The following is a 24,139-nucleotide window of genomic DNA, read 5'->3' on the forward strand; positions in this document are numbered from 1 at the left end:
ACTCGACAGGATTCGAACCTGTGACCGCTCGGTTCGTAGCCGAGTACTCTATCCAGCTGAGCTACGAGTGCATTTGTGTTTTTAGCCCAGACCACAACTGGATGAAGCCGAGTTACCTGCATTGCTGCAACCAACTCTAAAATGGTGCACTCGACAGGATTCGAACCTGTGACCGCTCGGTTCGTAGCCGAGTACTCTATCCAGCTGAGCTACGAGTGCATTTGTTGCCGCGCATTATAGGCCGTCTAATCTCTATGCCAACCACTTTTTCTAATAATTTCAACAACTTACAGAAAAAGCCAGATTACGACGTACTAAGCAAATAATGGCGGAGAACGGGGGATTCGAACCCCCGACACCCTTTTGAGGTGTACTCCCTTAGCAGGGGAGCGCCTTCGGCCACTCGGCCAGCTCTCCGCAACACGGGGCGTATATTAACCAGCTTCTTCCCCGTTTGCAAACATAAAAATCGATAAAAATTAATGGCTTGGTTCTTCGTCCTTCTCTTTCTTTATACGCAGGTAAATTTCCTCACGGTGCACGGCAACCTCTTTCGGGGCGTTGACGCCGATACGCACTTGGTTTCCTTTAACGCCGAGCACGGTCACGGTGATTTCGCCATCACCGATAATCAGGCTTTCTGCGCACCGACGAGTCAGAATCAGCATACCTTTCTCCTCATGCATTTCAGTTCAGGGACAACAGTCTGCAAAAAAAAGGCACCCGACCTACAACCGGAGCGATCGTAGCCCTACATGCCTGAGTATTGACCAGCGCGAGCAAAAGAACAGTTCAGGGGCTCGCGCCATTCAAAAAATAAAGGGCGCGGTCAGACCGCGCCCTTCACAGAATTGGAATTACTCGCCCTGGCGGGCCGGAGCATCCAGTTCGAAAGCCGTGTGCAGGGCGCGCACGGCCAGTTCCAGGTATTTCTCTTCAATCACCACGGACACCTTGATTTCCGAGGTCGAGATCATCTGGATGTTGATGCTTTCCTTGGCCAGGGATTCGAACATACGGCTGGCCACGCCTGCGTGGGAACGCATGCCGACACCGACGATCGAGACCTTGGCAATCTTGGTATCGCCTACCACTTCCCTGGCACCGATCTCGCGAGCGGTGTTTTCCAGCACGGTCTGTGCGGCCTGGTAGTCGTTGCGGTGCACGGTGAAGGTGAAGTCGGTGGTGTTATCGTGCGCGACGTTCTGCACGATCATATCGACTTCGATGTTCGCGGCACTGATCGGGCCGAGAATCTTGAACGCCACGCCCGGGGTGTCTGGCACGCCACGGATGGTCAGCTTGGCTTCATCGCGATTGAAAGCGATGCCGGAAATGATCGGCTGTTCCATGGTTTCCTCTTCATCAATAGTAATGAGGGTGCCCGGACCCTCCTTGAAGCTGTGCAGTACGCGCAGCGGAACGTTGTACTTGCCGGCGAATTCCACCGCGCGAATTTGCAAGACCTTGGAACCGAGGCTGGCCATTTCCAGCATCTCTTCGAAGGTGATCTTGTCCAGACGCTGAGCGACCGGCACGACACGCGGGTCGGTGGTGTAGACACCATCGACGTCGGTGTAGATCTGGCATTCATCCGCCTTCAGTGCTGCGGCCAGGGCCACACCTGTCGTATCGGAACCGCCGCGCCCGAGGGTGGTGATATTGCCGTGCTCGTCGACGCCCTGGAAACCGGCGACAACCACCACGCGTCCGGCTTTCAGATCACCCCGGATTTTCTGGTCATCAATCTGCAGGATACGCGCTTTATTGTGGGCACTGTCCGTCAGGATCCGCACCTGATTACCGGTGTACGACACCGCTGGCACACCGCGCTTGATCAGCGCCATCGCCAACAGGGCAATCGTCACCTGCTCACCGGTGGAAACGATCACGTCCAGTTCACGTGGAACCGGTTGCGCCTCGCCACTGATTTGCTTGGCCAGATCGATCAGACGGTTGGTTTCGCCGCTCATTGCAGACAGCACAACCACCAGGTCATCGCCGGCATCGCGGAATTTCTTAACCTTGTCGGCGACCTGCTCGATTCTCTCGACAGTGCCGACCGAGGTGCCTCCAAATTTCTGTACGATCAAAGCCATTTCAAAGCCGCCTCTGCCCATGAAGGGCGCCCAATAATCTTCGAACAGCCGCCGGATCCGCCACTAGACTGCGGTCCCGGCGTGCCGTCTTATAAACCCTGCTCGACGAATGGAACGGTCAGCGCCAGCGCGCTATCCAGCGCGGCGGCATCAACCCCGCCACCTTGCGCCATGTCCGGACGACCACCGCCCTTCCCGCCCACTGCCGCAGCAGCCTGTTTCATCAAATCACCGGCTTTGAGTTGGCCAGTCAGGTCCTTGGTTACGCCTGCAACCAGTACGACCTTTTCCTCATGGACACTGCCGAGCAGGATCACTGCGCGGCCGAGTTTGTTTTTCAGTTGATCGACCAGCGCCAGCAGCGCCTTGCCATCCTGACCATCCAGACGGGCGGCCAGCACCTTCACATCCTTGACGTCCACCGCCGAGGCCGACAGATCGTCGCCCGCAGCGCTGGCTGCCTTGGCTTGCAACTGCTCGAGTTGCTTCTCCAGCAGACGGTTGCGCTCCAGCACGGCCGAGAGCTTGTCGATCAGGTTGTCGCGGCTACCCTTGACCAGGCTGGCCGCTTCCTTGAGTTGTTCTTCGGCAGCGTTCAAGTAGGCCAGTGCTTGCGCCCCGGTGACTGCCTCGATACGACGCACGCCTGAGGCCACACCGCCTTCGCTGATGATCTTCAGCAGGCCGATGTCGCCGGTACGGTTGGCGTGGATACCGCCGCACAGCTCGACGGAGAAATCGCCGCCCATGCTCAGCACGCGCACGCTGTCGCCGTACTTCTCGCCGAACAGCGCCATCGCGCCTTTGTTCTTCGCGGTCTCGATGTCGGTTTCTTCGGTTTCAACCGCGGAGTTCTTGCGGATCTCCGCGTTGACGATGTCTTCCAGTTGCTTGATCTGTTCCGGCTTGATCGCTTCGAAGTGACTGAAGTCGAAACGCAGGCGCTGACTGTCGACCAGCGAGCCTTTCTGCTGCACGTGTTCGCCCAGCACCTGGCGCAAGGCTGCATGCAGCAAGTGGGTGGCCGAATGGTTCAGCGCGGTGGCGTGACGCACTTCAGCGTCGACATGGGTTTCTACCGGCGCGCCAATGATCAGGCTGCCCGAAGCCAGCACGCCGTGGTGCAGGAACGCGCCGCCGGTCTTGGTGGTGTCGCGCACGTCGAAACGGCTGTTGCCGGCCTGAATGAAACCGCAGTCGCCGATCTGACCGCCAGACTCGGCGTAGAACGGAGTCTGATTGAGGACGATCACGCCCTCCTGGCCTTCGCTCAGAACGTCTACCGACTGGCCATCCTTATAAATGGCGACGATTTTTGCCGAACCGCTGGTGGCCGCGTAACCGGTGAATTCGGTGGCGACATCAACCTTGACCAGGGTGTTGTAGTCCAGACCGAACGAGCTGGCCGAACGCGCGCGAACACGCTGGGCTTCCATTTCGCGCTCGAAACCGGCTTCGTCGACGGTCAGGCCGCGCTCGCGGGCGATGTCGGCGGTCAGGTCCATCGGGAAACCGTAGGTGTCGTAGAGTTTGAACACCACATCGCCCGGCACCACGGTGCCTTTGAGCTCGGCCAGATCCTGTTCGAGGATTTTCAGGCCGTGTTCCAGTGTCTTGGAGAACTGCTCTTCTTCGGCCTTGAGCACGCGCTCGATGTTGCTCTGCTGCTTTTTCAGCTCCGGGAAAGCTTCGCCCATCTCGGCGACCAGCGCCGCGACGATCTTGTAGAAGAAGCTGCCGGTGGCGCCCAGTTTGTTGCCATGACGGCAGGCGCGACGAATGATCCGGCGCAGCACGTAACCGCGACCTTCGTTGGACGGCAGCACGCCGTCGGCGATGAGGAAACCGCAGGAACGGATGTGATCGGACACCACTTTCAAGGAAGACTGATCGCCGTTTTCGCAGCCGATCGCTTCAGCCGAAGCCTTCAGCAGATTCTTGAACAGGTCGATGTCGTAGTTGGAGTTGACGTGCTGCATCACCGCACTGATCCGCTCCAGGCCCATGCCGGTGTCCACCGACGGCGCTGGCAACGGATGCAACACGCCATCGGCGGTGCGGTTGAACTGCATGAACACATTGTTCCAGATTTCGATGTAACGGTCGCCGTCTTCTTCCGGCGAGCCCGGCGGGCCGCCCCAGATGTGTTCGCCGTGATCGTAGAAAATCTCGGTGCACGGGCCGCACGGGCCGGTATCGCCCATGGTCCAGAAGTTGTCGGAAGCGTAAGGCGCACCCTTGTTGTCGCCGATGCGAATCATGCGCTCGGCCGGGACGCCAATCTTTTGCGTCCAGATGTCATACGCTTCGTCGTCGGTGGCGTAGACAGTGACCCAGAGTTTTTCCTTCGGCAGCTTCAGCACGCCAGTGAGGAAGGTCCAGGCGAAGGTGATCGCGTCGTGCTTGAAATAGTCGCCGAAGCTGAAGTTACCGAGCATTTCGAAGAACGTGTGGTGACGCGCGGTATAACCGACGTTTTCCAGGTCACTGTTCTTGCCGCCGGCACGCACGCATTTCTGGCTGCTGGTGGCACGGGTGTATGCACGTTTTTCCTGGCCCAGGAAGCAGTCCTTGAACTGGTTCATCCCAGCGTTGGTGAACAGCAGGGTGGGGTCGTTGCCCGGAATCAAAGAGCTGGAGGCTACACGGGTGTGGCCTTGCTCTTCGAAGAAGCGAAGGAAGGCTTCACGGATTTCTGCGCTTTTCATTAGGTTCTTCCACGGAGGCTGCGGCCAAAGGCCTGTTCGAAACGTCTACAGACGAAGCGACGGCAAAGGGCCGCATTATATCGGCCCTGCGCGCGGGGTACAGCGTGTTTATACGATAGAAACGCTCAATTGGACGGCTGACGCTGTCACTGGCGCGAAAACTCGATAAATGTCGCGATCACTTGCTCGATTTGCGCGCGATTAACGTCCATGTGCGTGACCATGCGCAAACGCGCAGCGGCGCTGAGCTTGATTGCGCGTTCGCCGGCAAAGGCCTTGAGCGCTTCGGCCTTGTCGCCCATTTGCACATAAACCATGTTGGTTTGCACGGGTTCGACGACGAAACCGGCCTCACGCAGACCATCGGCCAAGCGCTGGGCATTAGCGTGGTCGTCGGCCAGACGCTCGACATGGTGATCCAGCGCGTACAAGCCCGCCGCCGCGAGCAACCCGGCCTGACGCATGCCGCCGCCGACCATTTTGCGCAACCGGCGCGCCTTGCCGATCAGTTCGACTGAGCCACACAACACCGAACCGACCGGGGCACCAAGGCCTTTGGACAGGCACACCGACACCGAGTCGAAATACTGGGTGATCTCCCGCGCATCGACACCGAGCTTGACCGCCGCGTTGTACAACCGCGCGCCGTCCAGGTGCAATTGCAGGCCATGATCCTGGGTGAACCGTCGGGCACGCGCCAGATAGTCCAGCGGCAGCACCTTGCCTTGCATGGTGTTTTCCAGCGCCAGCAGGCGGCTGCGGGCGAAGTGGAAATCATTGGGTTTGATCGCTGCCGCCACCTGATCCAGATCCAGCGAGCCGTCAGCTTGTACCTCCAGCGGCTGCGGCTGAATCGAACCGAGCACCGCCGCACCGCCACCCTCGTACTTATAGGTGTGGGCCTGCTGACCGACGATGTATTCGTCGCCGCGCTCGCAATGCGCCATCAAGCCCAACAGGTTGCTCATGGTTCCGGTCGGCACGAACAGTGCGGCAGCGAAACCCAGACGCTTGGCCAATTCGGCCTCCAGACGATTGACCGTCGGATCTTCGCCGTAAACGTCGTCACCGGTGTCCGCTGCGGTCATGGCATCGAGCATGGCGGGAGTCGGTTGGGTAACGGTGTCGCTGCGAAGATCGATAACGCTCATGAACCTGGCCTCTGGTCAGCAGGGGGAATCCCTTTGTGAAGTGGGATTACTGCGGTCATCGGGCGGATTAATCAAGCCTTCAACGAGGAAAAATCACCGTCCTCAGAAAAAGCACAATCCATGTGGGAGCGAGCCTGCTCGCGAAAGCGGAGTAACAGTCAGCATATTCGTTGGATGTGAAGCCGCTTTCGCGAGCAGGCTCGCTCCCACAGGTTGTGTGCACGGCTGGAAAATATGTGTTACAAACTTGCCGCCGCCCGGCTTATGGGCGGCAAAAACGTTCTCAGGGCGGGGTGCAATTCCCCACCGGCGGTAATTGCGCGCAATGTGCATAGCCCGCGAGCGCTTGGCGACGCACCCGGCATTGGTCGGTGAGCGGCGGCAAGGTCAGCAGACCCGGTGTGATTCCGGGGCCGACGGTCATAGTCCGGATGAAGAGAGAACGGGATTGACGCCAAAGGGCCGTCCGCGGGCATTCGTGCGTGCGTTCGTACCCTTGAATCCCTTTCGATTCATAACGCCCTGTTTTTCACACAAACAGGAGTCAGAACATGCAACCCACCGCTATCGACAGCAAAAGCAAACACCCGCAGGGCGAGCGCGTCGCGTTCATCCAGGCCTGCTGGCACAAGGAAATCGTCGACCAGAGCCGCAAAGGCTTCGTCGCCGAAATGATCGCCCAGGGTTATCAGGAATCAGACATCGACTTCTTCGAAGTCGGCGGCGCCTTTGAAATGCCCTTGCACGCCAAACTGCTGGCCAAGACCGGCCGCTACGCCGGCATCGTCGCGGCAGCCCTGGTCGTCGACGGCGGCATCTACCGCCACGAGTTCGTCGCCCAATCGGTGGTCAGCGGCCTGATGCAGGTGCAGCTTGAAACCGAAGTGCCGGTGTTCTCGGTATCGCTGACCCCGCATCACTTCCATGCGGGTGAAGAGCATCAGAAGTTCTTCTTCGAGCACTTTGTGCACAAGGGTCAGGAAGCGGCGCGGACTTGCGCGGATACGCTGCAGAAGATTCGTGCATTGCGTCGTACGGAGCCGCGTGCTGTAGCGGTATAACGACCGACATCGAACGAAAATGTGGGAGCGGGCTTGCTCGCGAAGGCGGTGTGTCAGTCAGCACATAAGGTGCTGATAGACCGCCTTCGCGAGCAAGCCCGCTCCCACATTGGGTATTGGCCAGGCCAAAAGATTGGCTCAGGCGAGGTTTTCGTCGGTGGTCGGGACAATCAGGATGCCAGCGCGCAAGCCGTTCTTGACCTTGGGGTTGGGGAAGATAATCCGCGCGCCCTGCTCTTCAATGACCCAGCGGGTGTTGGCGATGTCTTCGGCCAGCACGTAACCGACATCCAGCTCGGAAAAGTTCTCGATGTCCGCCGGTAGATTCAGGCGGAATGCATCGCTGTGCTTGATGATTTCCCGTGCGACGCTGAACAGCTGCAAGCCGTCCAAGCCTTCTTCAGTCTCCGGCTCGGTGCCTTCGATGATCTGCTTGAGACGGGTTTCCAGCAGCGAGACGTTGACGCCGTCGTTCTCCCCGAATGGCCGCGCCTTGCCCAGTTCCAGAGTGAAAGCCTCGGCGTCGAGCTTGTCATACGTGTAGGAACTGAACACGATCGACGGTTTGTTCTGCAACAGCACCGCCTGCATGCCGGCCGCGCGCAGGCGCGCCAGTTCGCGGCGGGAATGCTGACGCCCTTCCTTCCATGGGTACAAGGCGAACTGCTCGATCTTCGAGCCGCGAATCGCCGTGTGCAGGTCGTAGTGCAAGCGCTGTCGATCAGGCTTGCTGAAAAAACTCGCTGCCAGACGCTCCAGTTCACAGGCGCGTAAAGCTTCCGAACCACTGCTTTGTTCATGACGGCCGTTGAACAGCCGATTGACGTCCTGCTCGACGAAACGCTCGCCCTTGCGAATCGCTTCCGGGTTGCCGAATAGAAACAGAATGCGTGCGCGCGGCTTCAGATCACCGCGTGCGATGTCGTGCAGCAGTCGATCGAGTAACTCGATCGGTGCGGTTTCATTGCCGTGGATGCCTGCCGACAGCAGCAGGTCCAGGCCATTGTCGCGCGCTTCCGGGGGCCGGACTTCCAACGCCCCTTCGCTCAACCAGCGCATGCGCACGCCTTCGACAGTCAGTTGAGTCTTCTCCGCCGGTTCGCGGCCGGCGAGGGTCAGTTCAAGCAGTTTGCCGAGGGCGAGCATAGAGCGTTTTCCTTAATGGTCGTGGTTGCAATCCGGGCCGTGTACATGATCCTCGTCAGCGCCGAGGTCAGCCGGTTCCATTTCCAGTTGCAGACTTACCAGATTAGTCGCCAATGGGCGCAGCAGCAGGTTGGCGTACTCGTCGTCACCTTCCTCGACGTCCACGCCGATCAGCAACTGGCCGCGGCCATCCTGCTGGATCCACAGCTCTTTGCCTTGCCACATGACCGCGACGCGGGTGCACGAGGTTTGCAGTTGCGTGCCGTCGGTGTCTTCAAGGATCAGCTGCAGGGAATCGCTCATGTTTTTACTCTCTTGGGGTGATACGCCGCGCGTCGCGTTCAGGCGACGCGCCGGCCATCAATTGATCTGGAAAGGATAAACCGCGCCCAGTTTAAGGATTTGCGTCAGTTCATCCAATGCCGTCCGGCATTCAAGCAGCAACTGCGGATCCGTCAGATCGGTTTCGCTCAGGCGGTCGCGGTAGTGCTTTTCAACCCATGCGGTCAACGAACCGTACAACGGGGCGGTCATGATAACCCCTGGATTGACCGCCGCCAGTTCGGTTTCATTCAGCGCCACGCGCAGACGCAGACACGCCGGGCCACCGCCGTTCTGCATGCTTTGCTTGAGGTCGAAGACTTTTACTTCGCGGATCAGGCCGCCGGAACTGGTCAGGCTTTGCAGGTAAGTCCATACACGCTCGTTGGCCTGGCACTCTTGCGGCACGATCAGCAACATCGAACCGTCAGGACGCGACAGCAATTGGCTGTTGAACAGGTAGGAACGCACCGCGTCATCGACGGTGACCGCCGAACGTGGCACGCACACCGACTGGAAGTTACCGCCGACCTTGGCGAGCTTGCCTTGCAGCTCGGCGAGCATCTTGTCGGTCTCAAGGAACGCGTCCTCGTGATAGAACAGCACTTCACCGTTGCCCACGGCGATCACGTCGTTGTGGAACACGCCCTGATCGATCACATCGGGGTTCTGCTGCGCGTAGACCACGCCTTCGTCACGCAGACCGTGCAAACGCGCCACGGCTTGCGAGGCTTCGAGGGTCTGGCGCGCCGGGTATTTCTGCGGTGCCGGGAAACGGTTGTCGAACGCACTGCGGCCGAACACGAAGAACTCGACGCCCGCCTCGCCATACTCGCGGCAGAAACGCGTGTGGTTGGCCGCGCCCTCGTCGCCGAACTGGGCCACCGCCGGCAATGCGGCGTGATGGGCGAAGTGCTGCTGATTGGCGAACATCGCACCGAGTACGCGGCTGGTGGTCGGGTGCTCGATGCTGCGGTGGTATTTGCAGTTGAGGTTGGCGGCGGTGAAGTGCACGCGACCGTCGGCTGTGTCGGCACTCGGGCTGACCGTGGCGGCGTTGGCCACCCACATGCTCGACGCCGAGCAACTGGCGACCAGCAGCGGCATGGCTTCTTTGGCGGCGCGCTCGATCACTTGCGCATCAGTGCCACTGAAGCCCAGACGGCGCAGCGCGGCCACGTCGGGACGTTCCTGTGGCGCCAGCACGCCTTGCTGGAAGCCCATGTCCATCAGCGCTTTCATTTTCGCCAGGCCTTGCAGCGCCGCTTCCTTCGGGTTCGAGGATTGCTGGCTGTTGCTCTGCGAGGCGACGTTGCCGTAGGACAGACCACCGTAGTTATGGGTCGGCCCCACTAGACCGTCAAAATTGACTTCATAGGATTTCATCAGCGAGGCTCCACGAGAATCTGTTGTTATAGGCTTCAGGTAACAATTCAGTCAGACCGCGTCGCGGCTATCGCGAGCAGGCTCACTCCTACATGGAAATGCATTCCACTGTAGGAGTGAGCCTGCTCGCGATCGGCCGTTACGCCATTTTTACGCCTGGCGTCAGGGCCGATGGCAACACCAGGCTCGGCGTTTCCAGCGACGCCACCGGGTAGGCGCAGTAATCCGCCGCGTAGTAGGCGCTGGCGCGATGGTTGCCCGAGGCACCGACGCCACCGAACGGCGCGCTGCTCGCGGCGCCGGTCAGCTGTTTGTTCCAGTTGACGATGCCGGCGCGGCTTTCCAGCCAGAACTGTTGATAGCGCGCTTCGGAATCCGAGAGCAAACCTGCGGCCAACCCATAAGCGGTGTTGTTGGCTTCAGTGATCGCCGCAGCGAAATCGCTGTAGCGAATCACTTGCAGCAACGGCCCGAACAGTTCTTCGTCCGGACGCTCTGCCACAGCGCTCACATCGAGAATGCCCGGCGTGAGCAACGCCGACTGCGCCTGCGGCTGCGTCATCGCCAGCAGCGACACCGCGCCGTTGGCCAGCAGTTGTTCCTGAGCATCCATCAGCGCTTTCGCCGCGCCGAGGGAGATCACCGAGCCCATGAACGGCGCCGGTTGTTGGTCGAATGCACCGACCTCAATCGTTGCACTGACTTCCACCAGACGCTTGAGCAGGCTGTCGCCCCACGCGCCCTGCGGCACCAGCAGACGGCGCGCACAGGTGCAGCGCTGGCCGGCGGAAATGAATGCCGACTGAATGATCGTGTACACCGCCGCGTCGAGGTCGGCGACCTGATCGACCACCAGCGGATTGTTACCGCCCATTTCCAGGGCAAGAATCTTGTCCGGACGCCCGGCGAATTGCTGATGCAGATGATTGCCGGTGCGGCTGGAGCCGGTGAAGAACAGACCGTCGATACCCGGGTTCGCCGCCAGAGCGATACCGGTTTCGCGCGCGCCTTGCAGGAGGTTCAACACGCCTGCCGGCAGACCGGCTTCGATCCAGCACTTGACGGTCAGCTCGGCGACTTTCGGTGTCAGTTCGCTAGGCTTGAACAGCACACTGTTACCGGCCAGCAGCGCCGGCACGATGTGACCGTTGGGCAAGTGGCCCGGGAAGTTGTAAGGGCCAAACACCGCGACCACGCCGTGCGGCTTGTGCCGCAACACGGCAGTGGCATCGCCCAATGGACCGCTCTTCTCGCCGGTACGCTCGCGGTAGCTCTGCACCGAGATAGCAATCTTGTTGACCATGCTGGTCACTTCAGTCGCGGATTCCCACAACGGCTTGCCGGTTTCTTCACCGATGGTGCGAGCCAGCTCGTCAGCGTGGTGTTTCAGCGACGCGGCGAAGGCCTCAAGCACGCTGATGCGCTCGTCCAGCGTACGACGGGCCCAGCCCGGAAACGCCTGACGGGCAGCCTGCACCGCCGACTCGACCTGCGCGGCCGTAGCGCCCTCACCCGACCACAGCACTTGCTGAGTCACCGGATTCAGCGATTGAAAGGCTTCGCCCTGACCGGCCAGCCACTCACCTGCGATGTATAGCGAATTCATTATTTCGACTCCCGTGCTGCCGACAACGCCACGGCGCGCACTTGATCACCGGCGTTGAGTTGAAGGCGTTTGGCGGTCTGCGGATCGACCACCAGCGTGCCGGCAGCCAGACGCGCAGGCGCTGCGGTGATGCGGCAATCTTCGCGCTTGCGGTTGTGGATGATGAACGGCGTGGCGTCATCGCCCGGTGTGCCCACGGCCAGCACCAGCGCTTCGCTGTCACGCACTGCGCGAATCTTGCTGGTTTCGCATTCGATGGCCGGACCTGCGTCGAAGATATCGACGTAACCCTGATAGCTGAAACCTTCGCTCTTGAGCATCGCCAGTGCCGGCTCGGTGTCCGGGTGCACCTGGCCAATGACGTTGCGCGCATCCGGCGAAAGGAAGCAGGTATACAGCGGGAATTTCGGCATCAGTTCGGCGATGAACGCCTTGTTGCCAACGCCGGTCAGGTAGTCGGCCTGGCTGAATTCCATCTTGAAGAAGTGCCGACCGAGGCTCTCCCAGAACGGTGAACGCCCGGCGTCATCGGACACTCCGCGCATCTCGGCGATGATCTTGTTGCCGAACAGTTCCGGGAACTCGGCGATGAACAGCATGCGCGCCTTGGACAACATGCGCCCGTTCAGGCCATTGCGGTAATCGGCGTGCAGGAACAGCGAGCACAGCTCGGAATTGCCGGTCAGGTCGTTGGCCAGAAACAGCGTCGGAATCTCGCGGTAGATGTTCAGCTCCTGCGAAGCACTGACGGTCAGGCCAACGCGGAAGTTGTACCACGGCTCACGCAGACCGACCGCGCCGGCAATGGCGGAAATCCCCACCACGCGACCGTTGTCATCTTCGAGCACGAACAGGTAGTCCGCATCGCCACGCCCGGCTTCGCCGCGAAAGGTCTTCTCGGCCCAGCCGACCCGGTGAGTCAGGCGCTCTTCGTTGGCCGGCAAGGTAGTCAGGCCGGTGCCGGTGCTGCGGGCCAGGTCGATCAGCGCGGATAAATCGCTGCTGCGTACGGGACGAACAATCATGCTATCTCCTCAAACGGGCCGCTCGCGCCACCCGTGAAACTCGCTAAGGCGTTAAACCGCCACCAGGCGCACGCTGGCACCTTCACCGACGCCCAGGGCTTCGGCCGCTTCCAGATCCAGAGTCACCGGTTTGCCCGGCGCGTAATCCAGTTCCAGCAACACAGCGCGGTAATCCTGCAACTGCGCGTTCGCCACCAGATACTGGCGCCCGGCACCTTTGACCGGCTCGCCGATCTTCACCGGCACCACGCGGCTCTGGGCGATCGAGCGGATCCCGGAAACGCGTGCATGCAGGGTCGGGCCACCGTCGAAGATGTCGATGTAATGATCAGTCTCGAAGCCTTCGCGCATCAGGATGTCGAAGGTGATCTGCGCACGCGGGTGCACCTGACCCATCGCTTCTTGCGCGGAGTCCGGCAGCAGCGGCACGTAGATCGGGTAATGCGGCATCAGCTCGGCGAGGAACGTGCGGCTCTTGAGGCCGCACAGACGTTCGGCTTCGGCGTAGTTGAGGTCGAAGAAGTTGCGCCCGATAGCGTCCCAGAACGGCGAGTCGCCATTCTCGTCGCTGTAACCGACGATCTCGGTCACCACCGAATCGGCGAAGCGCTCCGGATGGCTGGCGACGAACAGCAGACGGCCACGGGAATTGAGCTCGGCCCAGGGCGATCCGACCAGTTCGCGCTGCACGTAGAAACTGGTCAGCAAGCTGTTGCCGGTCAAGTCGTGGCACTGCGAGAGTACGTGGATCTTGTTGTGAATCTTCAGCTCGCGAGAGGCGTGAACGAAGGTCTCGTTACGGAAGCTGTAAAACGGCTCCGAATAACCGGCCGAAGCGACAATGGCCGAGCAGCCGACCAGCTTGCCGGTGGCCGTGTCTTCCAAGACAAAGAAATAGCTCTCTTCACCGTTGAAGCTCACTTCGGCGGCGAACGACGCTTCGCTCGCGGCGATCTTGTCGCTCAGACGTTCCACGTCATCCGGCAAGGAAGTGACACCAATCGGGCTGTCCGCAGCCAGACGCTGTACCTCGCCCAGATCAGCCATTTGCGCGGGGCGCATCACCAGCATGGTGTCACTCCTTTTCTCTTCAAAAAATCACAGAAAAAACACCGGACCTTGTAGGAGTGAGCCTTTGTGGTGAGGGGATTTATCCCCGCTGGGCTGCGTAGCGGCCCCTTTTTTTGGGGGTGCTTCGCGCCCCAGCGGGGATAAATCCCCTCGCCACAGGGCTCACTTCGACAGTCGAAACTGACCGGTATCAAAAATTGGGTTCGGCACCTGAAAATCCTGAAGCGCCGAAGGGTCTATCAGGCTTGCGTCAGTTTTGCCGCGGCACGTTCGAAGCGGTCGAGACCGGCATCGATATCGGCGTCTTCGACCACCAGGCTCGGGGCGAAACGGATCACGTCCGGACCGGCTTGCAGAATCATCAGGCCTTCCTGTTCGGCGGCGTTGAAGATTTCCTTGGCCTTGCCTTTCCAGGCTTCGCTCAGCACGCAGCCGATCAGCAGGCCGAGGCCACGGACCTGAGTGAACAGGCCGTACTTCTCGCCGATCTGTTGCAGGCGGGTCTTGAACTTGTCGTGCTTGGCGTTCACGCCGTTCAACACTTCAGGGGTGTTGATCACGTCGATGACCGCTTCAGCCACCGCGCAGGCCAGCGGGTTGCCGCCGTAGGTGGTGCCGTGGGTACCGACCACCAGATGTTTGGCCAGCGCTTCGGTGGTCAGCATCGCCGCGATCGGGAAACCGCCGCCCAGGCTCTTGGCGCTGGTCAGGATGTCCGGGGTCACGCCGTAATGCTGGTAGGCGAACAGCTTGCCGCTGCGGCCCATGCCGGTCTGCACTTCGTCGAACACCAGCAGCGCGTCGTTCGCGTCGCACAGCTCACGAGCACCTTGCAGGTAGGCCAGTTCGGCTGGCAGCACGCCGCCCTCGCCCTGGATCGGCTCGAGCACGACCGCGCAGGTCTTCCCGGACACCGCCGCTTTCAGCGCGGCCAGATCGTTGTACGGGACGTGGGTAATGCCGGTAATTTTCGGGCCGAAACCGTCGGAATACTTCGACTGGCCACCGACATTGACGGTGAACAGGGTACGGCCGTGGAAGCTGTTGAGCGCGGCGATGATCTCGTATTTTTCAGTGCCGAAACGGTCGAACGCGACGCGACGGGCCAGCTTGAACGCGGCCTCGTTGGCTTCAGCGCCCGAGTTGCAGAAGAACACGCGCTCGGCGAATGTGGCATCGATCAGCTTATGCGCCAGGCGCAGGGCTGGTTCGTTGGTGAACACGTTGGACACGTGCCACAGCTTGTTCGCCTGTTCGGTCAGTGCGCCGACCAGCGCCGGGTGCGCATGGCCCAGTACGTTGACGGCAATCCCGCCAGCGAAGTCGATCAGCTCGCGGCCGGCCTGATCCCAGACCCGGGACCCGGCGCCACGCACCGGAATGAAAGCGGCAGGCGCGTAGTTGGGAACCATTACCTGGTCGAAATCGGCGCGTTGTACCGCAGCGTGCTCAACGGACATCGGAGTCTCCTGATGAGGGCCACCCGCCTGAAACTGGCGAGCGATGGGGGGATTGTAAGGACAGTTTTCGGCCCGGCCTTGTCGCCAAGCGACAACTTGTTATAGCGCAAACCCCGGATTTTCCCGGGTTTACGGCAATGCGACATATAGCGTCGCAAAGGCGCAGTTTAAACTGCCGTCGCCGGTTTGCGGCAGGCTTTGCAGGATATCAATTGGCGGGCGCGGCACTGGCATACATATGTACCGCACGGGCGCGGCAACATTTTGATTTGCTGGATGCTTTCCCAACGCCAAGGACTGGCCCATGCAATCGATTGACCGAACTCAATCAAGCAACGACTCCGCCAACGGGCACCAGCCTGACATTCACTATCTGCACTGGCAGCTCAGCCTTCCGGCATGGCTGGGCAAATCCTCCAACGCCCGGCGCCAGGCATTGAAAGAAACCCGGCCTGCGCTCCCGCTCAAGCTGCAATCGGTTTCGCCGAGCCGGCTTGCACAGCTGACCACGCTGAACACCGGCCACTTGAATGCGCAGAACGAGGTCGACCAACTGCTGGCGCAATTTCGGGACGTCAACGCCTTTGCCGAGCCGCTGCTCAAGGCCGAGATCAAAGCCCGCTTCGATCTTGATCTGGACGTCAAATCGACCTTCCTGCGCCTGTATGTTCCGCAGACTGCGGCGATATTTCCGGTCAAGACCGGGGCCCGCACCTGGACACTGTCGCTGCTCGACGCGGCGCTGCACAACTTCGAGGAAAAGGAGACTCGCGAAAACGCCTTTGAAGCCCCGTCGACGTTTATCACCGAACCCTCGGCCAGCGGACAGTTCGACACGCTGCCCTGGGTGAAGGCCAAAATAAGTATCGAAGCCTTCACCGCAATGTGCCGGGAGCTGGACATCGGTGCGCAGTACAAAAGATTTCTGGACGAACACCTCGGCATTACCGACGCCGAGAAAGGCGCTGCCCTGCGTAAACAAGTCGACAAAAGCCAGAAAGCCGCACTCAAGGCCGCGTTGCATTTCGCCAGGATCAACGGGGACATCAGTGCCACTTACTTTCGCACCATCAATGCGCTGATCGATGGCGTGCCGAATCTGCGCATCGCCAGGCAACCCGTGTCGTGTCACGCTTTGACGATGATGTCCGCACCGCTCACCGGCCCCATCATATTCGGCCCCGGACCGGATACCGCGGACGAATCAGGCAGCCTGGCGCGCATCGTCGCCTACGTGCCTGACGATCCGCAGCATCCGGTCAAGGAGTACGCCTCCTCGGCCGACTTTGAAAAGGCGCTCACCGACCAGTTGCGCTCGGCCGATTACCGCAAATTTTTCAGCCGCTTCATCAATCACGAACAGCGCGGCGCGTTCTTTGCCGCCCTCAACGCTCGTCTCGGACGGGTGAAGTGGCATGAACCGGTGCGTGGCAGTTCAGAGCCGGTCTGGCGCGACGAGCCATTCGACAAGCCCGATCTGCAGCTGTACTCGACCCCGATCAGCAATGATCTGTGGCAACACCTGTACGAAAGCAAACTGGACAAGATCCTCAACGACGCCCGGGTCATCGCCGTGGCGACGGCCAGTGTGGACACGAAAACCCGCTGGGCGCTTTGGGACTCACTTGTCGGCATCGCCTCAACCATCCTGCAGGCCGCCGCGTTTGTCATTGCGCCGTTCGTGCCGGTGCTCGGGGAAATGATGATGGCGTACATGGCCTATCAGTTTCTCGACGAAGTGTTCGAAGGCATCGTCGAGTGGGCGCAAGGGCAAACGGCCGAGGCGATCCAGCACCTGATCGGCACCGTTGATTCGCTGCTGCAACTGGGCATGTTTGCCGTCGGCGGTGCGATTGCCGTGGGTGAATTTCGCAAAGTCCTGCCCAAAGAAGTGGTCGCGTTCATCGACCGTTTCAAACCGGTCAGACTGGACAACGGGCAAACCCGCTATTGGGATGCGGACCTGAGCCGTTATCAGCAAAAGTCCCTGCCACCCGCTGGCTCGAAACCGTCGAAACTGGGTTTGCATGAGGTTCAGGGCAAACAGATCTTGCCGCTGGAGGATGCGCACTATGCCGTGCGCCAATCCACGACACCCGGCCAATACCGCATCGAACACCCGACCCGCCCAAACGCCTACAAACCGGTGGTGCGGCACAACGGCGACGGCGCCTGGCACACGGAGCTCGAAACGCCACTGCAATGGGACAAGGCAACCACGCTGCGCCGCACCAGCCATGAGATGGAAGCCTTCACCCCGGCGCAACGCGAACAGATCCTGCACGTCAGCGGCTACAACGAAAACGCACTGCGCAAAATGCATGTCGATCGGGAACCGATGCCGCCGCTGCTGGCCGACAGCATCACGCGCTGGCGGATCGATCGGGATCTGCAAGTGTTCATCGACCAACTGGCGAGCGATCAGCCCGAACAGTATTGCGCTGCCGACCCGGCAACCCAGTTGCAACTGCTTGCCGAACATGGCCGCTGGCCCGCCAACCAACGTCTGCGTCTGCTCGATGCCGAGGGCGCAACGGTGTGGCAATCGTCCAGTGACGAAACCTTGCCGTTCACCGACCTGCACCAGGACAACCTGTTGGAAGGTGACCTGCTCAAGACCTTGCTGCGCAGCCTCGACGAAGCGCAAGCCAAAGCCCTGCTCGGCGAAGACTTCGGCGACCCCGAACTGTCGCTGCAAGCGCGCAGCCGCAAGCTGCGCGCACAGCTGCTGCAACTGGGCAAGGCACAACGTGGTGCGCTGTTCGAAGCGCGCTATCAGGCCGAAACCCAAGTCGACGATCCCCTGCACACCGCGCTGGCCCAGTACGATCCGGCACTGCCGCCGCGCGTCACCCAAGAAGTGCTCGACACCACCAGCAGCGACGAGCTGCTGCAAATCAGCGAGGGCCAGTTGCCCCCGCGCCAGCAAGCGCTGATGGACATGGCCAGTGAGGAGGTGCGCGTCGCCCGGGCGTATGAAGGCCTGCTGCTGGACTCGGTGAACAATCCCGACACCGACACTCTGGCACTGCACAGCCTGAGGAACGTGCCAGGCTGGAGCGGGGACGTACGCCTGGAAATCCGTGACGGAAGGTATGAGGGCAGGATGCTCGACAGTACCGGCCGTGCAGACGCACCAGAACAAAAAGTGCTGGTGCGCCAGAGCGATGGCCGCTATCAGCCGTTCGATGATCGCGGCCAGCAACTGCACTCAGCCAGCGATCTGTATTCAAGCATTCTCTACGCCCTGCCGGACGCTGAGCGCCAGGCCCTGGACATCGGAATCGGCGAGGCCGCCAAGCTTAAAAACGCGATCCGCGCCCAACCGCTTGAGCGCAGTGAATTGCGCTTGGCGATTGCTCTGGAGCCGGTGCCGGAGCCGACGGTCGACACACTGCGCCTGTTGGGCCGCGAAGGCTACAGGCAGATGGAGCCCTTCGTTGACGCACCTTCACTTCCAGAACCGACCCGTGCCGCGCGGGTCCAGGAGATTTTACGCGGTTTCAGTATCGAAGAAGCCCGGGCCTTTGCGACCCGGTTTACCCAAGTCCCGCGAGGTCTGACCAACGAGCTTGCGCGCCTGCGCAGCGAGTTCAGCGAAATGAGCGCAACTTTGCGGCGCTGGGAAACCGATATCCCGGTCACCGACCCACACACCCGGCGGCGGCTGACGCCCACGGAACGTCGTGCCGCCCAGCGCAGCCGCGCCGCCCTCAGGGACGTACTGGAACGCTGCTGGCGCCGGGAAACCCGCGACGTCTATGGTTATGCGCTACAGATTCGCGACCCGATTACCGGTGATCTGCCTGCGCTGCGCGCCGACTTCAGCCATGTCAGATCCCTGGTGATCGATGGCAGCGTCAGTACCCGTGCCATCGATCCGTTTTTGCAGAGGTTTCCACAGCTGATATCGGTCGAAGCGCGCAATCTTCACCTGCCGGACTTGCCCCAAGCCCTGGCGTCGATGCCGGCACTGCGGCGTCTGGTCATTCGTAACAGCCGCATCACCATGAGTCCCGCGAACCGCTCGCTCCTGGAGTCACTGCCACAGTTGTCCTTTCTGGACCTTGCGCGCAACCCGCTCGGCGGGCCGTTAGATATTCACAAGCTGCCGGCATTGGGTTACCTCAACCTCGATAACACCGGCATCAGCGTCCTTCCGGATCGCTTGCTGGAGCATCCGGGATTAGTCACCGGGCGCTTCGCTGGTAACCAGATCAGGGAGATTCCCGAGGCGTTTTCCAACCTGAACGGCACCCTCGCCGACGGTTTCAGTCTTGCGGGCAATCCACTGTCCCCGACCACCCGCGACCTGATCAAAAACTACTATCGGCGGACCCACAAGCACTTCGGGGTATTGCCTGAACAAACGGATATCGATCAAGCGATCACCCTCTTCCCTTCACTGAGCGTTGATGACGCGGTCGAGGTGATTTACCAGTTGCCCGGTTCACTGGCGCAAGGGCGTGCGCAATTTTCCGCTTGGGAAACCGAATTCAGCCGGTTGCAAAGCGATCTGGCGGACTGGATGAGGGACATCCCGCAACACGCTCCGGCGACCGGTGAGCCGTTGAACATCAATGAGCAGACCAGTGAGCTGCTTGCCAGGGCGGCGTTCAGCGATAAATTGCAAAGCTTCTGGCGCGAAAGATGGTCGTTCCCCCCTTTCACCAGAAGCATCGCTCTGGAGGCGACGCTCGGTTTCATGGGGGACATGCCGCTACTCGATGCGGACTTCGGTCATGTCTTGAATCTGACACTACGTGGCAATAAAAACGTTTCGGGCATGCTGGCGTTCCTGCAACGTTTTCAGAACCTGACGCTGCTGGATCTGCGCCGCCTTGACCTCGACCCGGGCACCCTGTCCATTCTCGATCTGCCCGAGCTTCACACGCTGAAGCTGAACGATTGCGGGGTGGTGATGACACCGGAAAACGAGGCCAGACTCCTGTCGATGACCAACCTGACCATACTGGACCTGAGCAACAACCCGCTGGGGACGTTTCCCGATTTCAATCTGCTGCCCGAACTGAGCCATATCGATTTGTCCAACACGGGCCTGTCGAACGTGCCTGCGGGACTGGCGGACCATGCCGGGCTGGAAGTCGCCAATTTCAGCGGCAACCTGATCAGCACACTGCCCGACGTCTTGTTCGAACTGCCGGCCACCCGCGCCAACGGCATGGATTTCGCTGACAACCCGCTGAGTGCGGCGATGCGCGACCGGATCAAAACCTACCACAGCCAGACCGGGCAGGACTTCGACGTACTGGCCGACCCGGCAGACATCGCCCTGGCCCGGCAGTTGTTTCCCAGCCTGGACAAAGTCACCGCCACCGATCTGATCTACACGCTCCCCGGCAGCCTTGCCGACAGCCGTACTCAACTGATGGGCTGGCACGAAGAACTGCGCGACTTGCAGGCCGATCTGGACATATGGGCCGATCAGGTACCCACTCACCACCCGGTGATCGGCGCGACGCTCAGCGCTGCCGAAATGCAGGCCAACCGCGCCTCGCGAGCGGATTTCGCGCAACAACTGGTGAGTTTCTGGCGCAGCCTCTCGGCCGACGCCGATGCACGCGATGATGTTTTCGAGGCGACCCTGACGTTCCAGGGCGATCTGCCTGTGCTGCGTGCCAATTTCGATCACGTGGCCCGAATCACCCTGCGCGGCAATCCAGACGCTACCGCAGTGGGCGCCTTTGTCGGGCAATTCCCGTATGTGGACATCGTGCAACTGCACGACTTCGCCCTCGGCGAAATACCGCAGACCCTCTCCAGCCTGCCGGAACTCAAGGACCTCACCCTGGCCAACTGCAACCTGACGCTGACAGCGCAAGGGCAATCGGTACTGGAGTCGTTGTCTGAACTGGAGCGCCTGGACCTGAGCCATAACGCGCTGGGCCAAGCTCCGGACATCGCCAACATGCCGCTGCTCAATGACCTGCGCCTGTCCGACACGGCAATCGACACGCTGCCCAACGGCATCGCCACTCACCCCAACCTGCGCACAGCAAATCTCGACGGCAATGCGATCACCGAACTGCCGGAAGACTTCTTCGCCCTGAACAGGGATCTCGCCGATGACACGGACCTGAGCAACAACCCCTTGTCGTCGACGGCGCGTGATCGCATCAAGGCCTATTACCGCGAAGCCGACCTGCATTTCGGCGTGCTACCCGACCTGGGCGACATCACCCTGGTCACCTCACTGTTCTCCGGGTTGAGCAACGGTGATGCCATCCGCATTATCTATCGCCTGCCGGGCACACTGGCGGACAGCCATGCGCAACTGCTGCGCTGGCGCACCGAGTTCGCGCGGATGCACAGAGACCTGGACGCCTGGTCGCAGCGAGCATCGCTGTACGACCTTGATGGACAAGTCATGAGCATGGCTGAACGGACGATACAGCTCGGACACAGGAGAACGTTCAGTCAGCAAATCGAACAATTCTGGCGCAATCGATACCTCGATGGCCCCGACAATCCGATCACCGCCATGTTGTTCTACGGCGATTTGCCGGCGATAGAGGCAGACTTCAGTCACGTTACTCAGTTTGCACTGACAGGAAACAAGGGATTAAAAGACGTTAACGCTTTTCTGCGCAGCTTCACCCGAGTCAGGGTGCTGGAGTTGCGCGACTTCGCCTTGGGTCGATTCCCCGAAAATATCGCCCCCAGCGTCGAAACACTGTTACTGAGCAACTGCGGCATGGTTTTCGATGAGACAGGCCAGGCTGCACTGTCCTCGTTGACGCAACTCGAATCGCTGGATCTGTACGACAATCCATTGCGCCACCCTCCGGACATCAGCTTGCTGCCGAACCTCAAATACATCGACCTTGCCAGCACCCAGATTGACCGGCTACCGACCGGGTTGACTGGGCACCCAAGGCTGAGGACCGCGATCTTGAGCGACAACAACATCACCGAACTACCGCAAGCCCTGTTCGAGCTGCCCGGCGATGTCAGTCTGGGTTTTGACTTGAGCAACAATCCGCTGTCGCCGACCGCACGCGACCTGATAAAAAACTATCGCCAAACCAAGGGCGGCGACTTCAGCGTTTCGATCGAGGCTGAGGACATCGAGCTGGCACACAGGCTATACCCCCGTTCGAGCCCGCAAAGCCTGAGCGACATTGTCTACAGCCTGCCCGGCACGCTGGCTGAGGGACGTGCGGAGCTGGTGCGCCGACAGACCGAGATTGCCACGCTATCCAGTGATCTCGAAGCGTGGGCCAACCTGATCCCGCTCGACAATCTTACGGGCGAGCCGGTGCAGGGCCTCAGACTCGAGCGGGAGGCAGCCAACCGCCAACAGTTCAAAGAGCGTCTGGAGCAGTGCTGGCGGCGGATCGTCCCGGAGGGCGGGGCAGAGTCAGAATTTTCGTTCAATCTGCCTTTGCGGGGAGAACTACCTGCGCTGTCGGCGGATTTCGGCCATATCACGGTAGTGAAACTGATATGCAACGACCTGGAGGTTGTTCCCCAACTCGGTCAATTCCTTGCTCACTTCCCCCATTTGCGATCGCTGACGATCCAGCGGTATCTGCTAGGGAACATCCCCGAGGTGGTCTTACGCATGACAGATCTGACAGCCCTCAGCCTGTCGGACTGCGGTATCACCCTCACCCCGCAAACCGTGAGCGCACTGGGTGGAATGAACAATCTAAGCAGCCTGACGTTGCGTGGCAGTTACCTCAAGCAGACACCCGACCTGCGCCACATGACGGCGCTGACCTGGCTCGACCTGAGCAGAACATTGCTGAAAAAACTCCCGCCAGGAATACTCGATCGCCCCTACTTGAGGTATGCCGATTTGTCTTATAACCACATCAGGGAACTGCCTGAGGAGCTGGCGAACCGGAAAAATACGCACTTCGTTTTTACCGGCAATGACCTTTCCGAAACCGCCAAGCAGATTCTGGCCGATCAGAACCTGGCAAGACTACGCGCAGGCGGTGGATTACCAGAATGGGCGGGACAAGCCGGCGAGGTTGAAGGCTCTGACTATTCCAATGCCGGCAGTCGTTCAGGCACACCGACCGTATCAACGGATTCTTCCGAAGAGTCCGACGGAGCCTAACCGCGCTCGGGTGGCACTGACGATAATTCAAACGGGCTGCTGCTGCGCCGCTGGTTGCGATCTTCCCGTGGCGTGGCACCGAAGAAATTGCGATAGGCGCTGGAGAAATGCGGCCCCGAGGAGAAGCCACAGGACAGGCCGATCTGGATGATCGACTTGCTGGTCTGCATCAACATCTGCCGGGCCTTGTTCAGGCGCAGTTCCAGGTAGTACTGGCTCGGCACACGGTTGAGGTACTGCTTGAAAATCCGCTCCAACTGCCGGCGAGACACGCACACGTGCTGGGCGATTTCGTCGGTGGTCAGCGGCTCTTCGATGTTGGCTTCCATCAGCAGCACCGCCTGGGTGAGCTTCGGATGGCTGGAGCCGAGGCGATTCTGCAACGGAATGCGTTGGCGCTCGCCACCCTCGCGGATACGTTCGACCACCAGTTCTTCCGACACAGCACCGGCCAGCTCCGCACCGTGATCGCGGGCCAACACAGCCAGCAGCAGATCAAGCACCGACATGCCACCACAGGCGGTCAGGCGATCGCGGTCCCAGTCGAACAGATGGCTGGTGGCGATGACTTTAGGGAAACGCTCGGCGAAGTCGTCCTGCCAGCGCCAGTGCACGGCGGCGCGATAACCGTCGAGCAAACCGAGTTGCGCCAACGGATAGACACCGGCCGACAAACCGCCAATCACACAGCCGGCGCGCACCAGTTGCTTGAGCGCGCTGCTGAGTGCCGGCGCCAGCGTGGTCGGCGGCTCATCGGCGAGCAGGAAAAGTTTCTGGAAGTTTTCCAGCTTGCCGGCCCAAGGCTCACCGGGCAATTGCCAGGCGCCGTCGGCCGGCGGCTCGGCCTGCAGAAACGACAGTTCGTAAACCACGTCCGGGTGCACCCGCTGAGCAACACGCAAGGCCTCCTCTGCCAGCGCCAGCGTCAACGCTTTAGTGCTGGGCCAAATCAGGAAACCAATTCGATGGGCAGTCATGGGCGGGCAATCCGAAACGAACAACGGTGATGAAGGCAT

At 60.5% G+C, this 24,139-nt stretch carries 14 protein-coding genes, 2 tRNA genes and 1 riboswitch; of the genes, 2 read left to right on the forward strand and 14 right to left on the reverse strand.

Annotated elements, in window-relative coordinates:
• Positions 1–142: 142 nt before the first annotated feature.
• From HU765_RS18215 to ltaE, 6 genes are all read right to left on the reverse strand, one after another.
• A tRNA-Arg gene (locus HU765_RS18215) sits at positions 143–219 on the reverse strand.
• Between the two features lie 107 nt (positions 220–326).
• Positions 327–417 (reverse strand) — tRNA-Ser (locus HU765_RS18220).
• Between the two features lie 62 nt (positions 418–479).
• Positions 480–668 (reverse strand): carbon storage regulator CsrA, encoded by a 189-nt coding sequence (gene csrA / locus HU765_RS18225; protein WP_002554426.1) that lies wholly within the window; start codon positions 666–668, stop codon positions 480–482.
• A 189-nt stretch (positions 669–857) separates the two neighbouring features.
• Positions 858–2,099 (reverse strand): aspartate kinase, encoded by a 1,242-nt coding sequence (locus HU765_RS18230; RefSeq protein WP_016773595.1) that lies wholly within the window; start codon positions 2,097–2,099, stop codon positions 858–860.
• Positions 2,100–2,188: 89 nt separating this feature from the next.
• Positions 2,189–4,807, reverse strand: coding sequence for an alanine--tRNA ligase (gene alaS, locus HU765_RS18235; protein WP_186622107.1), 2,619 nt, complete (start codon positions 4,805–4,807; stop codon positions 2,189–2,191).
• A 146-nt stretch (positions 4,808–4,953) separates the two neighbouring features.
• The gene (gene ltaE, locus HU765_RS18240) at positions 4,954–5,958 is read right to left on the reverse strand and encodes a low-specificity L-threonine aldolase (protein WP_186622109.1); all 1,005 of its coding nucleotides are present in this window, start codon (positions 5,956–5,958) and stop codon (positions 4,954–4,956) included.
• Positions 5,959–6,233: 275 nt separating this feature from the next.
• A riboswitch (FMN riboswitch) is annotated at positions 6,234–6,406 on the forward strand.
• 103 nt (positions 6,407–6,509) lie between these two features.
• Here ltaE and HU765_RS18245 point away from each other — a divergent pair.
• Positions 6,510–7,019 carry a 6,7-dimethyl-8-ribityllumazine synthase gene (locus tag HU765_RS18245; RefSeq protein WP_186622111.1) on the forward strand — a complete coding sequence of 170 codons (510 nt, stop codon included), beginning with the start codon at positions 6,510–6,512 and terminating at the stop codon, positions 7,017–7,019.
• Positions 7,020–7,157: 138 nt separating this feature from the next.
• On the opposite strand, the gene astE is transcribed toward HU765_RS18245, so the two are convergent.
• The 7 genes from astE to HU765_RS18280 all read right to left on the reverse strand — a co-directional run bounded on the left by astE (position 7,158) and on the right by HU765_RS18280 (position 15,034).
• Complete coding sequence (gene astE, locus HU765_RS18250; protein ID WP_186622113.1) at positions 7,158–8,165, reverse strand: succinylglutamate desuccinylase; 1,008 nt, start codon at positions 8,163–8,165, stop codon at positions 7,158–7,160.
• Positions 8,166–8,177: 12 nt separating this feature from the next.
• Positions 8,178–8,468, reverse strand: a complete 291-nt coding sequence (locus HU765_RS18255) for a topoisomerase II (RefSeq protein WP_122612066.1) — start codon at positions 8,466–8,468, stop codon at positions 8,178–8,180.
• A 57-nt stretch (positions 8,469–8,525) separates the two neighbouring features.
• Positions 8,526–9,872 (reverse strand): N-succinylarginine dihydrolase, encoded by a 1,347-nt coding sequence (gene astB / locus HU765_RS18260; RefSeq protein WP_186622115.1) that lies wholly within the window; start codon positions 9,870–9,872, stop codon positions 8,526–8,528.
• Between the two features lie 139 nt (positions 9,873–10,011).
• Positions 10,012–11,481: a succinylglutamate-semialdehyde dehydrogenase gene (gene astD, locus HU765_RS18265; protein WP_186622170.1), complete on the reverse strand. Its 1,470-nt coding sequence runs from the start codon at positions 11,479–11,481 to the stop codon at positions 10,012–10,014.
• A complete protein-coding gene (gene astA, locus HU765_RS18270) occupies positions 11,478–12,503 on the reverse strand; it encodes an arginine N-succinyltransferase (protein ID WP_186551455.1) in 1,026 nt (341 codons plus the stop codon). The genes astD and astA overlap by 4 nt, the downstream gene beginning before the upstream one ends.
• A 51-nt stretch (positions 12,504–12,554) precedes the next feature.
• Positions 12,555–13,574, reverse strand: coding sequence for an arginine/ornithine succinyltransferase subunit alpha (aruF, locus tag HU765_RS18275; protein ID WP_025112905.1), 1,020 nt, complete (start codon positions 13,572–13,574; stop codon positions 12,555–12,557).
• A 239-nt stretch (positions 13,575–13,813) separates the two neighbouring features.
• Positions 13,814–15,034, reverse strand: coding sequence for an aspartate aminotransferase family protein (locus tag HU765_RS18280; RefSeq protein ID WP_186622117.1), 1,221 nt, complete (start codon positions 15,032–15,034; stop codon positions 13,814–13,816).
• A gap of 304 nt (positions 15,035–15,338) precedes the next feature.
• Between HU765_RS18280 and HU765_RS18285 the strand changes: the two genes are divergently transcribed.
• The gene (locus HU765_RS18285) at positions 15,339–23,123 is read left to right on the forward strand and encodes a leucine-rich repeat domain-containing protein (protein WP_186622119.1); all 7,785 of its coding nucleotides are present in this window, start codon (positions 15,339–15,341) and stop codon (positions 23,121–23,123) included.
• Here the strand turns inward: HU765_RS18285 and argR are convergent.
• Positions 23,120–24,100 (reverse strand): transcriptional regulator ArgR, encoded by a 981-nt coding sequence (gene argR / locus HU765_RS18290; protein WP_186551459.1) that lies wholly within the window; start codon positions 24,098–24,100, stop codon positions 23,120–23,122. The genes HU765_RS18285 and argR overlap by 4 nt on opposite strands.
• Positions 24,101–24,139: the final 39 nt, after the last annotated feature.

Source organism: Pseudomonas sp. SWRI81 (assembly GCF_014268545.1).
Classification (GTDB): domain Bacteria; phylum Pseudomonadota; class Gammaproteobacteria; order Pseudomonadales; family Pseudomonadaceae; genus Aquipseudomonas; species Aquipseudomonas hamedanensis.

Excerpts from the sequence above, each read along its gene's own strand:
- astB (WP_186622115.1), bottom strand. The coding sequence starts at position 9,872 with ATGAAATCCTATGAAGTCAATTTTGACGGTCTAGTGGGGCCGACCCAT.
- HU765_RS18245 (WP_186622111.1), top strand. The coding sequence starts at position 6,510 with ATGCAACCCACCGCTATCGACAGCAAAAGCAAACACCCGCAGGGCGAG.
- argR (WP_186551459.1), bottom strand. The coding sequence starts at position 24,100 with ATGACTGCCCATCGAATTGGTTTCCTGATTTGGCCCAGCACTAAAGCG.
- HU765_RS18255 (WP_122612066.1), bottom strand. The coding sequence starts at position 8,468 with ATGAGCGATTCCCTGCAGCTGATCCTTGAAGACACCGACGGCACGCAA.
- csrA (WP_002554426.1), bottom strand. The coding sequence starts at position 668 with ATGCTGATTCTGACTCGTCGGTGCGCAGAAAGCCTGATTATCGGTGAT.
- alaS (WP_186622107.1), bottom strand. The coding sequence starts at position 4,807 with ATGAAAAGCGCAGAAATCCGTGAAGCCTTCCTTCGCTTCTTCGAAGAG.
- aruF (WP_025112905.1), bottom strand. The coding sequence starts at position 13,574 with ATGCTGGTGATGCGCCCCGCGCAAATGGCTGATCTGGGCGAGGTACAG.
- HU765_RS18285 (WP_186622119.1), top strand. The coding sequence starts at position 15,339 with ATGCAATCGATTGACCGAACTCAATCAAGCAACGACTCCGCCAACGGG.
- ltaE (WP_186622109.1), bottom strand. The coding sequence starts at position 5,958 with ATGAGCGTTATCGATCTTCGCAGCGACACCGTTACCCAACCGACTCCC.
- HU765_RS18280 (WP_186622117.1), bottom strand. The coding sequence starts at position 15,034 with ATGTCCGTTGAGCACGCTGCGGTACAACGCGCCGATTTCGACCAGGTA.
- astA (WP_186551455.1), bottom strand. The coding sequence starts at position 12,503 with ATGATTGTTCGTCCCGTACGCAGCAGCGATTTATCCGCGCTGATCGAC.
- HU765_RS18230 (WP_016773595.1), bottom strand. The coding sequence starts at position 2,099 with ATGGCTTTGATCGTACAGAAATTTGGAGGCACCTCGGTCGGCACTGTC.
- astE (WP_186622113.1), bottom strand. The coding sequence starts at position 8,165 with ATGCTCGCCCTCGGCAAACTGCTTGAACTGACCCTCGCCGGCCGCGAA.